Annotated in this window: 15 protein-coding genes; 10 read left to right on the forward strand and 5 right to left on the reverse strand. The window is 62.3% G+C overall.

All coding sequences use genetic code 11. The features are described from left to right. The first annotated feature begins 166 nt into the window (after positions 1-166). From LDZ28_RS00885 to ptsP, 3 genes are all read left to right on the forward strand, one after another. Positions 167-655, forward strand: a complete 489-nt coding sequence (locus LDZ28_RS00885; protein WP_244826865.1) for a PTS sugar transporter subunit IIA — start codon at positions 167-169, stop codon at positions 653-655. A gap of 35 nt (positions 656-690) precedes the next feature. Further along, entirely contained in the window at positions 691-960 is a 270-nt protein-coding gene (locus LDZ28_RS00890; protein ID WP_244826866.1) for an HPr family phosphocarrier protein, read from the forward strand. 210 nt (positions 961-1,170) lie between these two features. Continuing rightward, positions 1,171-2,931: a phosphoenolpyruvate--protein phosphotransferase gene (gene ptsP, locus LDZ28_RS00895; RefSeq protein ID WP_244826867.1), complete on the forward strand. Its 1,761-nt coding sequence runs from the start codon at positions 1,171-1,173 to the stop codon at positions 2,929-2,931. A gap of 3 nt (positions 2,932-2,934) precedes the next feature. Here ptsP and LDZ28_RS00900 read toward each other — a convergent pair whose 3' ends face one another. The 3 genes from LDZ28_RS00900 to gpmA form a co-directional block, all read right to left on the reverse strand. Further along, positions 2,935-3,699 carry a molybdopterin-synthase adenylyltransferase MoeB gene (locus LDZ28_RS00900; RefSeq protein WP_244826868.1) on the reverse strand — a complete coding sequence of 255 codons (765 nt, stop codon included), beginning with the start codon at positions 3,697-3,699 and terminating at the stop codon, positions 2,935-2,937. 148 nt (positions 3,700-3,847) lie between these two features. Then, positions 3,848-5,428, reverse strand: a complete 1,581-nt coding sequence (locus LDZ28_RS00905) for a S41 family peptidase (RefSeq protein ID WP_244826869.1) — start codon at positions 5,426-5,428, stop codon at positions 3,848-3,850. Positions 5,429-5,650: 222 nt separating this feature from the next. Further along, positions 5,651-6,397: a 2,3-diphosphoglycerate-dependent phosphoglycerate mutase gene (gene gpmA, locus LDZ28_RS00910; RefSeq protein ID WP_244826870.1), complete on the reverse strand. Its 747-nt coding sequence runs from the start codon at positions 6,395-6,397 to the stop codon at positions 5,651-5,653. Between the two features lie 183 nt (positions 6,398-6,580). Between gpmA and LDZ28_RS00915 the strand changes: the two genes are divergently transcribed. The 4 genes from LDZ28_RS00915 to LDZ28_RS00930 all read left to right on the forward strand — a co-directional run bounded on the left by LDZ28_RS00915 (position 6,581) and on the right by LDZ28_RS00930 (position 8,879). Further along, entirely contained in the window at positions 6,581-7,006 is a 426-nt protein-coding gene (locus tag LDZ28_RS00915) for a rhodanese-like domain-containing protein (RefSeq protein ID WP_244826871.1), read from the forward strand. Further along, positions 7,003-7,263, forward strand: a complete 261-nt coding sequence (grxC, locus tag LDZ28_RS00920; protein WP_244826872.1) for a glutaredoxin 3 — start codon at positions 7,003-7,005, stop codon at positions 7,261-7,263. Before LDZ28_RS00915 ends, grxC begins: the two co-directional genes overlap by 4 nt. 95 nt (positions 7,264-7,358) lie before the next feature. Beyond that, on the forward strand, positions 7,359-7,829 hold the full coding sequence (gene secB, locus LDZ28_RS00925) for a protein-export chaperone SecB (RefSeq protein WP_244826873.1): 471 nt from the start codon (positions 7,359-7,361) through the stop codon (positions 7,827-7,829). 51 nt (positions 7,830-7,880) lie between these two features. Beyond that, positions 7,881-8,879: an NAD(P)H-dependent glycerol-3-phosphate dehydrogenase gene (locus LDZ28_RS00930; RefSeq protein ID WP_244826874.1), complete on the forward strand. Its 999-nt coding sequence runs from the start codon at positions 7,881-7,883 to the stop codon at positions 8,877-8,879. 44 nt (positions 8,880-8,923) lie between these two features. On the opposite strand, the gene trmL is transcribed toward LDZ28_RS00930, so the two are convergent. Both trmL and LDZ28_RS00940 read right to left on the reverse strand, forming a co-directional pair. Beyond that, positions 8,924-9,394, reverse strand: coding sequence for a tRNA (uridine(34)/cytosine(34)/5-carboxymethylaminomethyluridine(34)-2'-O)-methyltransferase TrmL (gene trmL / locus LDZ28_RS00935; protein ID WP_244826875.1), 471 nt, complete (start codon positions 9,392-9,394; stop codon positions 8,924-8,926). 20 nt (positions 9,395-9,414) lie between these two features. Then, positions 9,415-10,191: a phosphoribosyltransferase family protein gene (locus tag LDZ28_RS00940; RefSeq protein WP_370652065.1), complete on the reverse strand. Its 777-nt coding sequence runs from the start codon at positions 10,189-10,191 to the stop codon at positions 9,415-9,417. A 158-nt stretch (positions 10,192-10,349) separates the two neighbouring features. On the opposite strand from LDZ28_RS00940, the gene LDZ28_RS00945 reads away from it, so the two are divergent. From LDZ28_RS00945 to coxB, 3 genes are all read left to right on the forward strand, one after another. After that, positions 10,350-11,333 carry a methyltransferase domain-containing protein gene (locus tag LDZ28_RS00945; RefSeq protein ID WP_244826876.1) on the forward strand — a complete coding sequence of 328 codons (984 nt, stop codon included), beginning with the start codon at positions 10,350-10,352 and terminating at the stop codon, positions 11,331-11,333. A 233-nt stretch (positions 11,334-11,566) separates the two neighbouring features. Continuing rightward, the gene (locus tag LDZ28_RS00950) at positions 11,567-12,043 is read left to right on the forward strand and encodes a DUF2244 domain-containing protein (protein WP_244827953.1); all 477 of its coding nucleotides are present in this window, start codon (positions 11,567-11,569) and stop codon (positions 12,041-12,043) included. 56 nt (positions 12,044-12,099) lie between these two features. Continuing rightward, the gene (gene coxB / locus LDZ28_RS00955) at positions 12,100-13,698 is read left to right on the forward strand and encodes a cytochrome c oxidase subunit II (RefSeq protein ID WP_244826877.1); all 1,599 of its coding nucleotides are present in this window, start codon (positions 12,100-12,102) and stop codon (positions 13,696-13,698) included. The last annotated feature ends 3 nt before the right edge of the window (positions 13,699-13,701 follow it).

Raw genomic sequence — 13,701 nt, forward strand, 5'->3', positions numbered from 1 at the left:
GTGCAAGCGTAAGCTGTGGTAATGGTGGAACGGTGTCTGGCGTAAGGCGGTTGATTTTCGGCCCGCGTGCGACCAAATAGGCATCGATCCCGCGCCGCTCGCGCGTTTTCGAGCGATCTCTAGACGCCGGCAACCCTGGCGTCGTTACAGAGGCAGCAATCCTGACATGGCTGGCATTCTGATCATCGCGCATGCTCCGTTCGCTACCGCGCTACGCGAGTGTGTCGCGCACATTTACGGCGGCTTGCCCGCACGTATCGGCGTTGTCGACGTAACGCCCGACTGCGATCCCGTCGAAGTCCGCGCGTTTGCGCGCTCGGAACTCGACCGTCTGCGAGAAGACAATGGCGCCATCGTGCTCACCGACGTCTTCGGCGCGACGCCCGCGAACATCGCGGCGAGTCTCGCGGAAACGGACGTGCGCGTGCTCGCAGGCGTCAATTTGCCGATGCTCGTGCGCGCCGTGTGTTATCGCGCGACTCCCATCGACACGCTTACCGAAAAAATTCTGCAAGGCGGCTCGAAAGGCATCCAGGAACTGGATTCCTCCACGCCGCTGAATCCTTGCGCGCTCGCGACGAAGGCTGCCGGTTCGCAAGATCCGGCGTGCTCCGCGAGTGCCGATCTCGTCGCCGCGAAGGCCGCGAGTCACTGACGCCGCTCAATTCATCCACTAGCGCCCGGAGCATCATGCTGCAACAGGAAACAACGATCGTAAACAAGCTGGGACTCCACGCGCGGGCATCGGCGAAGCTCACGCAACTAGCCGGCAGCTATCAGTCGGAAATCTGGATGAGCCGTAACGGTCGCCGGATCAACGCCAAGAGCATCATGGGCGTGATGATGCTGGCAGCGGGTATCGGCAGCACGGTGACCATCGAAACCGAAGGCGCCGACGAAGCCGATGCGATGAAAGCGATCCTCGCGCTTATCGCCGACAAGTTCGGGGAAGGGCAGTAAGCGCTTCATCCCGCATCGGAAGTAGCCAACAAAAAGCCGCGCTTCGACGCGGCTTTTTTGCGTCCGCGTTCTTTGCAGGACAAACGGCCGCGCCTCGCTGCGACGGCCGTTCGGCGACCGCAGCCTCATTCGAACTTATAATGCTAGCGCGGTCCTAAGCGCCTGCCGCAGGCCCCGAGAGACCGCGCAGAAACTACAGAGGAGGTGCGCGTGTCCTTCACGCTGCATGGAATTCCCGTCTCACGAGGCATCGCCATTGGGCGAGCGTATCTGATCGCGCCTGCGGCGCTCGATGTCGCTCACTATCTTATCGATCCGGACCAGATCGACGCTGAAATCGCGCGGTTTTATGCTGCGCAAGCGGGCGTGCTCGCCGAACTCGAAACGCTTCGCAACGACCTGGCAGCGGACGCGCCTGGCGAAATGACAGCGTTCATCAACGTTCACATGATGATCCTGAACGACGCCATGCTCGTGCAGGAAGTCATCGATCTGATTCGCACGCGGCGCTACAACGTCGAATGGGCGCTCACCGAACAACTCGAAATCCTGAGCCGCTATTTCGACGAAATCGAAGACGAGTATCTGCGCGAACGGAAGGCGGATATCGAGCAAGTGGTGGAACGGCTGCTCAAGGCGCTTGCAGGCGCGCCGACCACTGCATCGATGGTGGCGCATACGGTTGCGAGCAACGGCCACAACGAGATGATCGTCGTGGCGCACGACATCGCGCCGGCCGACATGCTGCAGTTCAAGACGCAAGCATTCAAAGGTTTTGTCACCGATCTCGGCGGCCGCACGTCGCATACGGCGATCGTCGCGCGTAGTCTCGGCATTCCCGCGTCGGTCGGGGTGCAGCAGGCGAGCGTGCTGATTCGTCAGAACGATCTCATCATCGTGGACGGCGATCACGGCATTGTCATCGTCGATCCCGCGCCGATCGTGCTCGAAGAGTATTCGTACCGGCAAAGCGAAAAGGTGCTGGAGCAGCGCAAGCTGCAGCGCCTCAAGTTTTCGCCGACGCAAACCTTATGCGGCACGAAGATCGAGCTGTGCGCGAACATCGAACTTCCCGAGGATGCGAAGGTCGCGGTGGAAGCGGGCGCGATGGGCGTCGGCCTCTTTCGCACCGAGTTTCTCTTCATGAATCATAAGAACCAGTTGCCGGAGGAAGAGGAGCAGTTCGAGGCCTACAAGCGCGCGATCGAACTGATGAACGGCAAGCCGGTGACCATTCGCACGATCGATGTCGGCGCGGACAAGCCACTCGATTCGATGAGCGCCGGCGACGGCTACGAAGTCGCGCCGAACCCGGCGCTCGGGCTGCGCGCCATTCGCTGGAGTCTGTCCGAGCCGCAAATGTTCATGACGCAACTGCGCGCCATCTTGCGCGCGTCCGCGTTCGGTCCGACCAAGATTCTGATTCCAATGCTCGCGCACGCGCAGGAGATCGATCAGACGCTCGATCTGATCCGCGAGGCGAAGCGTCAACTCGACGACGCGGGCATCGCCTACGACCGCCAGATTCAGGTCGGCGCGATGATCGAGATTCCCGCCGCCGCGATCGCCGTGCGGCTCTTCCTGAGCCGGCTGGATTTTCTGTCGATCGGCACCAACGATCTGATTCAATACACGCTCGCCATCGACCGCGCGGATAACGCGGTCGCGCATCTGTACGATCCGCTGCATCCGGCCGTGCTGAATCTGATCGCGTTCACGCTGCGCGAAGCGAAGCGCGCCGGCGTGCCGGTTTCGGTATGCGGTGAGATGGCGGGCGACCCGACGGTCACGCGCTTGTTGCTCGGGCTCGGTCTGACCGAGTTTTCGATGCATCCGAGCCAGTTGCTTGTCGTGAAGCAGGAAATCTTGCGCTCGAATCTCAAGGCATTCGATAAGCCCGTAGCGGACGTGCTCGCGGCTTACGAGCCGGATGAATTGCAAGCAGCGTTGGCGCGGCTTCAGAAGATTTGAGGCTTACGAAGCACGCGCATGCCGCTCGCCGCAGACCACGCAATCGGCCTGGCGCGCGATCTTCATCGTGTTCCACTCCATGCGCAGTGAATCCAGCATCATCAGCCGGCCGGCGAGCGTTTCGCCGAAGCCGCCGATCACGCGTAGCGCCTCCGCCGCTTGCATTGCGCCAATGATGCCCACGGTCGGCGAGAACACGCCCATCGTCGAACACGCGACTTCCTCGAACGCCTGATCCGGCGGAAACACGCACGCATAACACGGCGATTGCTCCGAGCGGAAATCGAATGTGCTGATCTGCCCGTCGAAACGCAAGGCCGCGCCCGACACGAGCGGGACGCCATGCGCGACGCACGCGGCGTTGATTGCGTGACGCGTGGCGAAGTTGTCGCTGCAATCCAGCACGACCGACGCGCCCGGCACGTTGGCATCGAGCCAGGCCGCGTCGGCACGCGCGTTGACTGCTTCGATCTCGACATCCGGATTCAGCGCGTTGAGCGTCGCGCGCGCGGATTCCACTTTGGCCTCTCCGACCGAACGCGTCGCGTGCACGATCTGCCGTTGCAGATTCGTGAGGTCGACGGTATCGGCATCGACGAGGGTCAGCTTGCCAATTCCCGCTGCCGTGAGATACATCGCGGCAGGCGCGCCTAGGCCGCCCGCGCCGACGATGATCGCGTGAGCATCGAGAAAGCGCTGCTGCGCTTCGATGCCGATTTCATCGACGAGAATATGGCGGGAATAGCGGAGAAGTTGGTCGTCGTTCATCGAGCGGGCGCGTGGCAACGCGCTGTCTGTGCTGCGAAGGGAACGCCGTGGAAGCGGCGCGCTTGAGGCGGATATTCTAAGCGCGCGCGGGAGGAAAGGCTTCGCGGCGCGTGACCGCGAAGCCGTACTGCTGATGTTGCACTGCCTCTTACTTCGACTGAGCCGTGGGCGATGAAGCCGGTTCCGCGCCCGATGCCGGCGCCGAACCCGGCGTGGCCGGCAGCGCGGGCGCCGCAACCACCGGCGCCGAAGCCGAACGTCCCGGCTTGTTCTGTGCGAGCTTGCGTTCGCTGTACGACTTCGATTCGACGACCGTCTTGCCTTCCAGCTTGTTCAACGCCTGCGCAAGCATGAAGTCGTCCGAACTGCCGAACTCCACCGGCTTGCGTTCGCGATCCTTGCGACGCTGCTCCGGCGTTTTCTTGTCGTTCTGCTCTTCGAGAATGCGCAGTTGTTCCAGGCGGTCCTGCTCGCGCTGTTCGGATTCCTTCTTCTCGTTCGGGTCTTGCGTGTTGGCGAGGTGATTCGAATAATCGACTTCGCGCGTGACGAGCGCGTCGTCGGGGTCGCCATCCGCGTATTGATCCACCGGCACATCGGGGCGCACGCCCTGGTTCTGGATCGACTTGCCGCTCGGCGTGTAGTAGTACGCCGTTGTCAGACGCAGCGCGGTGTCCGCGGTCATCGGGCGAACCGTCTGCACCGAGCCCTTGCCGAAGGTCGTCTTACCGACGATCAGCGCGCGGTGATGATCCTGCAACGCGCCCGCCACGATTTCCGATGCCGACGCCGAGTAGGCGTTGGTCAGCACGACCATCGGCACCTTCTTGAAGATGTCCGGCACGCTCTTCAGCGGATCGGAATCGAAGGAGGGCAAACGATAGTTGTCGTAGGTGTCGCGGAAAGTCTGCTTCGCGTCCGCGATCTGGCCGTTGGTCGACACGACCACCGAGTTGTCCGGCAGGAATGCGCCCGCCACGCCGACCGCGCTCTGCAACAGACCGCCGCCGTTATTGCGCAGGTCGAGCACGAGGCCCTTCAGGTTCGGTTGTTGACGCGCGAGATCCTGCAGCTTGGCCGCGAGGTCCGGCACCGTGCGTTCCTGGAAGCTCGTGATGCGGATATAGCCATAGCCCGGCTCAGGCACCTTCATCTTGACCGACTGCACGCGGATGAGCGCACGCGTGACGGTGAGCGGGAACGTGCGGTCGTCGCTCTTGCGGAAGATGGTGAGCGTGACCTTGGTGCCCGGTTCGCCGCGCATTTGCTTGACGGCCTTGTCGAGCGTCATGCCGCGCACCGGCTTGTCGTTGATGCGCGTGATGAGGTCGCCCGGACGAATGCCGGCACGGAACGCAGGCGTGTCTTCGATAGGCGAGATGACCTTGATGAGACCGTCTTCCGAGGAAATCTCGATGCCGAGGCCCGCGAAACGGCCCTTGGTCTGTTCCTGAAGCTCTTCGTAATCGGTCTTGTCGAGATACGACGAGTGCGGATCGAGGCTCGACACCATGCCCTTGATGGCGGCGGTGAGGAGCTTCTTGTCATCGACGGGTTCGACGTATTCGTGCTTGATCTGCCCGAAGACTTCGGCGAAGAGCCGCAATTGATCGAGCGGCAGCGGCGATGAGGCCGCTTGCTGGGCGGACGCGGAAATCTGCAGAGTTGCAAGTGCGCCGGCAGCAACGCCCGCGGCTATGAGACCGAAGTTTTTCAGGTTCTTTCGCATAGAGGAGTGCGTTTGGAAAACGAATGGGCTGCATCGTGGGTGACGGGCCAGTATACCCGCTCACCTTCAATGACGACTTAAACGCAACTTAAATGCCCGGGCACGCAGCGCTTGAAACAGCGGGCCCTGCGACGAATGTGTCGGGCGCGACGGAAGACTGTCAGCGAGCGGACATCGGCGCGCGGACCGCCGTGGTCCGCGCATGCAAAGCGCTTGTCGTGCTTATCCCGCCTTGCCCTGCTTGGCGACAGCCGCCTGCGCCGCCGCGATGGCGTCCGGATCGCCCAGGTAGTAATGCTGGATGGGCTTCAGGTTCTCGTCCAGTTCATATACGAGCGGGACGCCGTTCGGGATGTTCAGTCCGACGATGTCGTCGTCCGAAATATTGTCCAGATACTTCACGAGCGCACGGATGGAATTGCCATGCGCCGAGATCACGACCTGTTTGCCCGACTTGATGGCCGGCGCGATTGACTCGTTCCACATGGGCAGCACGCGCGCGACCGTGTCTTTCAGGCACTCGGTAAGCGGCAGTTGTTCACGCGGCACGCGGGCATAGCGCGGGTCGTTGAAGGACGCGCGTTCGTCGTCCGGATTCAGCGCGGGCGGCGGCGTGTCGTAGCTGCGGCGCCAGACGAGCACCTGGTCGTCGCCGTACTTCTTCGCGGTCTCGGCCTTGTTCAGCCCGGCAAGCGCGCCATAGTGACGCTCGTTCAGACGCCACGAATGAACGACCGGAATGTACATCTGGTCCATTTCGTCCTGCACGTGCCAGAGCGTGCGAATGGCGCGCTTGAGCACGGAGGTATAAGCGATGTCGAAGGTATAGCCCGCTTCCTTCAGCAGCACGCCTGCCTGGCGTGCCTCGCGATTGCCCTGCTCGGTCAGGTCGACATCCACCCAGCCGGTAAAGCGGTTTTCCTTGTTCCACGTCGATTCGCCGTGGCGGATGAGCACTAGCTTGTACATGTTTGTAGGTCGGTCAGTTAGGAAGCGGTGCGCCGATCGCACCCCCGATATCCTGCCCACGCGCGCGGGGTGCCGCCATCGGCCGGATGGACAAGGCCATCGCGGTAGACGGTTATTTTATAATGTTCGGATTGCCCTCATTTCCCTTTCTTCCTTCATTACTACCTTTCGGCGGCCCTCGACGTGAAGTTTTTCACTGATTACACGAATCTCGCACTCATCGCGATTGCGCTCATCTCCGGCGCGCTGCTGCTTTGGCCCGTCCTCATGCGGCGCGGCCGTGGCGGCATTTCGGCCGCTGAAGCCGTCACGCTCATCAACCGGCGCAACGCCGTGGTTGTCGATTTGCGGCCCGCGTCCGAGTTCGCGCAGGGCCATTTGCCGTCGGCCCGCAATATCGAGCAGACGGAGCTCCAAGCAAAAATTGGCCAGATCGCCAAAAATAAAGGCAATCCGGTCGTGCTCGTGTGCCAGACCGGTCAACAATCGCAGCGTGCCAGCCGCGCCGTTTCGGAGGCTGGCTACGCTGAGGTCCATGTTTTGCAAGGCGGTGTGGATGCCTGGCAAAAGGCCGGAATGCCGGTCGTGAAACAAGGAGCAGTCAAGTGAACAAAGTCCTCATGTACAGCACCCAAGTGTGCCCGTATTGCCAGATGGCCGAACGTCTTTTAAAGTCCCGCGGGGTCGAAAACATCGAGAAGGTGCTGATCGACCGTGAGCCGGGCCGTCGCGAGGAAATGATGACGCGCACCGGCCGCCGGACCGTGCCGCAGGTTTATATCGGCGACACGCACGTCGGCGGTTATGACGATCTTTCGGCGCTGGACCGCAAGGGCGGTCTCGTGCCGCTTCTCGAGTCGGCCTGACACCACCGCGCGCCGCTCGCGCATTGCGCCGAGCGGCGAAGGCGCGCACGCCGAGAGACAGGCGCGCCGAACTTCGAATCATCTAGGAAACCATTATGTCCGACGAGAATAACCAACCGTTTTTCAACATCCAGCGCATTTATCTGAAGGATATGTCGCTCGAGCAGCCGAACTCGCCCGCCATCTTCCTCGAACAGGACATGCCCGCGGTTGAGGTCGAAGTCGATGTCAAGGCCGACCGTCTGGCGGAAAGTGTCTTCGAAGTGCTGGTAACAGGCACGGTTACGGCCAAAGTCACGGACAAGGTGGCATTCCTGATTGAAGCAAAGCAGGCAGGTATCTTTGACATTCGCAATATCCCGGCTGAACAGATCGACCCGCTCGTCGGCATTGCGTGCCCGACCATCCTGTTCCCGTATCTGCGCTCGAATATCGCCGATGCGATCACCCGCGCCGGTTTTCCGCCGATCCACCTCGCCGAAATCAACTTCCAGGCCTTGTACGAGCAGCGCCTGTCGCAACTTGCGGGCTCGCAGGAAGGCGCAGCGAACGGCGCGACGCACTGACGCTTAACGTATCAACCAGTCTGGTCTCACTCTGCCTAACCGGAGCCGAGCATGAAAGTAGCCGTCCTCGGCGCCGGCGCGTGGGGCACCGCATTAGCGGGCCACCTCGCGGCACGGCACGACACGTTGCTCTGGGCGCGCGATGGCGCGCTCATCGAATCGCTTACCCAAACGCATGAAAACGCGCGTTATCTCGGGGGCGTAGGCCTGCCAGAAGCGCTGGCGTATTCCGCCGATTTCAACGCGGCCCTCGCACACGCCGCCGCTGACGACGCGTTGTGCGTCGTCGCGACGCCCGTCGCGGGCCTGCGCGCCATGTGCCGCTCGATGCGCCAGGCGGGCATCGTTCCCGCGCATATTCTCTGGCTATGCAAGGGCTTCGAAGCGGATACGCAGTGCCTTCCGAACGAGGTCGTCGCGGCCGAATTGCCTGACCATGTCAGTAACGGCACGCTGTCGGGGCCGAGTTTCGCGCGCGAAGTCGGACGTGGTTTGCCAGTTGCGCTGACGGTCGCGAGCGCATCGGCGACCTTGGGCACGCGCACGGTGACCGCGTTTCATCATGGCGCCATGCGCATCTATACCGGCGACGATATCGTCGGCGTCGAAGTGGGCGGCGCGGTGAAAAACGTGCTCGCCATCGCGACCGGCATCTCCGATGGCCTCGGCCTCGGCCTCAACGCGCGGGCGGCGCTCATCACACGCGGTCTCGCGGAAATGTCGCGGCTCGGCGTCGCATTGGGCGGGCGCGCGGAGACTTTCACCGGTCTCACGGGCCTCGGCGATCTGATTCTTACCGCAACCGGCGACCTTTCGCGCAACCGCACGGTCGGCGTGCAACTGGCGAGCGGCCGCACGCTCGACGAGATTCTCGCGGCGCTCGGGCATGTAGCTGAAGGCGTGCGCTGCGCGCGCGCGGTTCTTTCGCTTGCGCAGTCGCGTGGCATCGACATGCCTATTACACAGGCGGTATGCCGCGTACTTTTCGATAACGTCACGCCGCGCCACGCGGTGCAGGCGCTGCTCAGCCGGGACGCGAAGGCCGAGTAGCTTTTAGTCTGCGTCGCGACGCGGACCGAAGCGGTTCACGACGCTCACTCGCCGCCGTCGAATCCTGCCTGACGCCACGCCTCGAACGTGACGATTGCCACCGTGTTCGACAAATTCAGGCTGCGGTTGCCCGGACGCATGGGCAGGCGCACGCGTTGTTGCGTCGGAAAACCATCCAGCAAGTCGGCCGCAAGACCGCGTGTTTCCGCGCCGAACACAAACCAGTCGCCGGGCTGGAACGCGTGATCGAAAAAGGGCGTCGAGCCGCGCGTGGTAAAGGCAAACATGCGCGCCGGGTCGGGCGTTTCCTTCGCGAGGAAGGCGCTCCAGTTGGCGTGCACGTTCATCTCCGCGTACTCGTGATAATCGAGACCGGCGCGGCGCATTTTGGCGTCGTCGAGCGGAAAGCCGAGCGGCTCGATCAGATGCAGACGCGCGCCCGTGTTGGCGCACAGGCGGATCACATTGCCGGTGTTCGGCGGAATTTCGGGCTCGACGAGTACGACGTTGAACATGGATTGCAGTGGTGGATTGGTTAATCTTTGGGCGTGCGCAGCGCCACGAAATTGCTGACGCGCCGCGCGCCCGCCAGCTTCAACGTGCGCGCGAGGGCATCGAGCGTGGCGCCGGAGGTCATCACGTCATCGACCACGCCGACATGCTTGCCGCGCACGTCGCCCTTTACTTCGAACGCGGATGCAACGTTGCGGCGGCGCGTATCGAGATCGAGTTTGGATTGCTGCGCAGTGTCGATTCTGCGCACGACGAGCGCGGCGTCACCGTGAACGCGCATGCGACGCGCGAGCGGATGCGCAATCGCCCACGCCTGGTTGTAGCCGCGCGCGGCAAGGCGCTGGCGCGATAGCGGCACCGGCACGATCACGTCGGGTAAAGGCAGATTGCTGTCATCGAACAACGCAGCGAGATGCCGCGCGAATGTCGCGCCTGTCGCCAGCCGCGCGCGAAACTTCAGTTCGACGGCCAGTGTGTCAAGTGGCGCGCGATAGTCGGCACGCGCGATCGTGTCATTGAACGCAGGCGGATTGTCGAGGCACGCCGCGCAGTGCATCCGCGTATCTTCGCGTTCTCTGTCCAGCGCAAACGCCGCCAGCGGAAGCGCGCAGGTCGCGCATCTCAGGCGCGACTCGTTCCAGTACTGGCCGTCACAATCGCTGCACACCACGTCTTGCGACAAATTGCCGCATAACGCGCATTGGCTGGGCAGCGCGGCATCGAGCAGCCGTTTCCCAAGTCCGCGCGCGGTCATCGCGACGCGTGCGGATGACGGGAAGAAATTGCTGAAGACATTCATGGCGGCGCGGACGAATGGTAGGCAACAGGCAACGAACTCGAACGAGCGCATGCACGTGCGGAGAAACAATCGGAACGGTTATGCCCCGTATCGGCCCTAAGCACGGGCTGATTTCAAGACGACCGAGTATACTTCGCACTCTTCGCGAATAGATCGTCATGTCCCAAACGCCCCCTCAAACTAGCCGACCGGCCTATGATTCGCGCCGTTTGCGCGCGATCTTCGACCGTCGCGCCGCGACTTTCGACGAAGTCGCGTTCCTGCCTCGCGAGATTGCCGGCCGGATGCGCGAGCGCCTCGAATACATCAAGGTCGCGCCGACGCGCGTGCTGGATGCGGCGTGCGGCATGGGCGCGGATCTGCCCGCGCTGCGCGAGCGCTTTGCGGAGGCATCGGTACTGGGTGTCGATATTTCTTCCGCGATGCTCGCGCGCGCCCGCGATGCGGAATCGGCGGAAGCCGAAGCCGGCGCGGGCTGGCGGCGGTTCCTGCCGGCCACGCTCGCCAAGGCCTTCGGCGCGCGCGGACCGCAACTCGCGCAGGCGGATTTCTCCGAGCTGCCGTTCGCACCGGGCGCGTTCGAGATGCTCTGGTCGAACCTCGCGCTGCACTGGCACTCGCGGCCCGACCTCGTTTTCCCTGAGTGGCAACGCGTGCTGAAGGTCAACGGCCTTCTCATGTTCAGCACTTTCGGCCCAGACACGCTGCGTGAGCTCGCCGCGGCGTATCGCGAGGCCGAGCGCACGCTGGGCTTGCCGCCGCAGCCGCATACGATCGATTTCGTCGACATGCACGACTTGGGCGACATGCTGGTGGAAAGCGGCTTCGAGATTCCCGTGATGGATCAGGAGGTGCTCACCATCACTTACCGTTCGCCGGAATCCTTGCTTGCCGATGTCACGCGCTGGGGTGCTTATCCGTTCGAACGAAGCGCGGCCGCAGACTCGCAAATCGACGTGAAAGCCAGACGCAGCGCGGTTCACAGCGCGCTCGAAGCCTTGCGTCGCGACGACGGAACGATCCCGCTCACGTTCGAAGTGATCTACGGTCACGCATGGAAAGCGGTGCCGCGCACGACCGCCGAAGGTCACGGAATCATTCGGCTGGAAGATATAGGACGAGGCCCAAAACGGAATCGGTGACGGGGTAAAGAGGGCGTCAGTTATGTCTGAAATTTGCGGGCAAAAGCAGCGCCAAAAGGTGCGTCAAAAGGGCGCAGAAGCTTGTGGCGCTTGGGTTTCAGACGTTACGACCCTTGCTTGTGGATACTACCCGACGCGCCTATAATGCGTCAGTTTGTCGCCCGGGCTGTGACAAATTTGGGCGAAATCCGAGCAAAAGTATGTGATTGCATGCGGATGGGAAGGAGGCGGCGATGCAAGCAAGCCACGCGCTGACAGACGACGAGCCAGTCATCAAAGACTGGCTGATGAAACGGAACTGCTCCGCTTCGCCGCGTCAGTTCGTGGTCTTTTATCTGTCGCTGGCGCTGTTTTCCTTTCTCATCGCAACGCTCTTGTTTCTGAACGGCGCCTGGCTGGTGCTGCCGTTCACCGGGATCGAGCTGACCGTGGTCGGCGTCGCGTTTCTTATCTACGCGCGGCACGCAGTCGACTACGAACGAATCCGGTTGTTTGAAAACCGCTTGTTGATCGAGCAGATGAACGCCGAGGAACTGACGCAGTTCGAATTCAATCCGCGCTGGGTGCGGGTCGAAACGGGCGCGACGCCGAGAGAGCCGCTCACGATCGTGTCGCGCGGTCAATCGGTGAAAATCGGACAACACCTTGCACAGCATCGTCGCAAACAATTTGCTGCCGAGTTGCGAGCGTCGCTGAGACGCTCTGCTTAAGAGGCATGATGTGGCCTGACGGCTCGGCGCGATGCCCACGGGGGTCGAGGGTTTGAATGGAAATTTTGGGTAAGGATGCTATGAAAACAATCAAGCGAGCCCTCTCGGGCGTGCTGGCGGCAGGCGCACTGCTGAACGCCGGCGTAGCCCTGGCGGTCAACGACAGTCCTGGCGGCCCAGCTGTAAACGAGCTGAACTTTCAGCCGCCAGTGACGAAGATCGCCGAGGAGCTCTACGGCCTCCATACGTTCATGCTCATCATCTGTCTCGTCATTTTTCTTGGCGTGTTCGGGGTGATGTTCTATTCGCTCATTGCGCACCGCAAGTCCAAAGGCCACAAGCCCGCTAATTTCCACGAAAGCACCACGGTCGAAATCATCTGGACGATCGTGCCGTTCGTCATCGTCGTGTTGATGGCGCTGCCGGCCACCAAGGCCGTCGTCGCAATGAAGGACACCAGCAACGCCGACCTCACCGTCAAAGTCACCGGCTACCAATGGAAATGGGGCTACGACTACGTGAAGGGTCCGGGCGAGGGCATCAGCTTCCTCTCCACGCTCACCACGCCGCGTAGCGAAGTGAACGGCCAGAAGCCGATCTCCGAGTTGTACCTGCAGGAAGTGGACAATCCGCTCGTCGTGCCGGTCGACAAGAAAATTCGCATCATCACCACCGCAAACGACGTCGTTCACTCGTGGTACGTGCCGGCCTTCGGCGTGAAGCAGGACGCCATTCCCGGCTTCGTGCGCGACACCTGGTTCAAGGCCGAGAAAATCGGCACTTTCCGTGGCTTCTGTACCGAACTCTGCGGCAAGGAACACGCGTACATGCCGGTGGTCGTCGAAGTGCTTTCCGCCGACGACTACGCGAAGTGGGTCGACACGCAAAAGAAGAAACTGGCCGCATCCGCCGACGATCCCAACAAGACCTACACGATGGACGAGCTGAAGACGCGCGGCGCGGCAGTCTACGCGTCGAACTGCGCGGTCTGCCACCAGCCGACCGGCAAGGGCGGCGGTCCGTTCCCGGCGCTCGACGGCAGCAAGGTTGCCAACGGCCCGATCGCGGACCACGTGAGCATCGTGCTGCACGGCAAGGGCGCCATGCCGCCGTGGCAGAGTACGCTCAACGATGTCGAGATCGCATCGGTCATCACTTACGAGCGCAATACCTGGGGCAACCATACGGGCGACATTCTGCAGCCGAAGCAAGTTGCCGACGCGCGCAATGGCAAGATGCCCGAAGGCGGCGGTCAAAAGACAGCGGCTGCGGCAACGCCCGAAGCCGCAAGCGCGGCGCCGGCTGCGGCGGCGTCCGGTGCCGAGGCAACGGCGAGCGCCAATCTGCCCGCGAGCATCTATTTCGAAACGGGCAAGAGCACGCTGCCCGCGGAAGCCAACGACGCGGTTCAGGCCGCAGCGGCCTATGCCAAGGCGCATCCCGAAGCGAAGCTCGCTATTTCCGGCTTCACGGATGCCTCCGGCGGCGCAGACCTGAACGCGGAACTCGCCAAGCAACGCGCGCAAGCCGTGCGCGACGCGTTGAAGGCAGCAGGTGTATCGGAAGATCGTATCGTGTTGAAGAAGCCCGAATCCGTTACGGGCGGCACGGATGCGAAGGAAGCCCGTCGCGTAGAAATCAGTCCGGCTGCTTGACCT

Source organism: Caballeronia sp. TF1N1, from assembly GCF_022878925.1.
In the GTDB taxonomy this organism is placed as follows: domain Bacteria; phylum Pseudomonadota; class Gammaproteobacteria; order Burkholderiales; family Burkholderiaceae; genus Caballeronia.

What these genes read in the sequence shown, in the direction of transcription:
- LDZ28_RS00905 (WP_244826869.1), bottom strand. Translation starts at nt 5,428, where the DNA reads ATGCGAAAGAACCTGAAAAACTTCGGTCTCATAGCCGCGGGCGTTGCT.
- LDZ28_RS00930 (WP_244826874.1), top strand. Translation starts at nt 7,881, where the DNA reads ATGAAAGTAGCCGTCCTCGGCGCCGGCGCGTGGGGCACCGCATTAGCG.
- LDZ28_RS00940 (WP_370652065.1), bottom strand. Translation starts at nt 10,191, where the DNA reads ATGAATGTCTTCAGCAATTTCTTCCCGTCATCCGCACGCGTCGCGATG.
- LDZ28_RS00900 (WP_244826868.1), bottom strand. Translation starts at nt 3,699, where the DNA reads ATGAACGACGACCAACTTCTCCGCTATTCCCGCCATATTCTCGTCGAT.
- coxB (WP_244826877.1), top strand. Translation starts at nt 12,100, where the DNA reads ATGGAAATTTTGGGTAAGGATGCTATGAAAACAATCAAGCGAGCCCTC.
- LDZ28_RS00890 (WP_244826866.1), top strand. Translation starts at nt 691, where the DNA reads ATGCTGCAACAGGAAACAACGATCGTAAACAAGCTGGGACTCCACGCG.
- gpmA (WP_244826870.1), bottom strand. Translation starts at nt 6,397, where the DNA reads ATGTACAAGCTAGTGCTCATCCGCCACGGCGAATCGACGTGGAACAAG.
- LDZ28_RS00945 (WP_244826876.1), top strand. Translation starts at nt 10,350, where the DNA reads ATGTCCCAAACGCCCCCTCAAACTAGCCGACCGGCCTATGATTCGCGC.
- trmL (WP_244826875.1), bottom strand. Translation starts at nt 9,394, where the DNA reads ATGTTCAACGTCGTACTCGTCGAGCCCGAAATTCCGCCGAACACCGGC.
- LDZ28_RS00885 (WP_244826865.1), top strand. Translation starts at nt 167, where the DNA reads ATGGCTGGCATTCTGATCATCGCGCATGCTCCGTTCGCTACCGCGCTA.
- LDZ28_RS00950 (WP_244827953.1), top strand. Translation starts at nt 11,567, where the DNA reads ATGCAAGCAAGCCACGCGCTGACAGACGACGAGCCAGTCATCAAAGAC.
- secB (WP_244826873.1), top strand. Translation starts at nt 7,359, where the DNA reads ATGTCCGACGAGAATAACCAACCGTTTTTCAACATCCAGCGCATTTAT.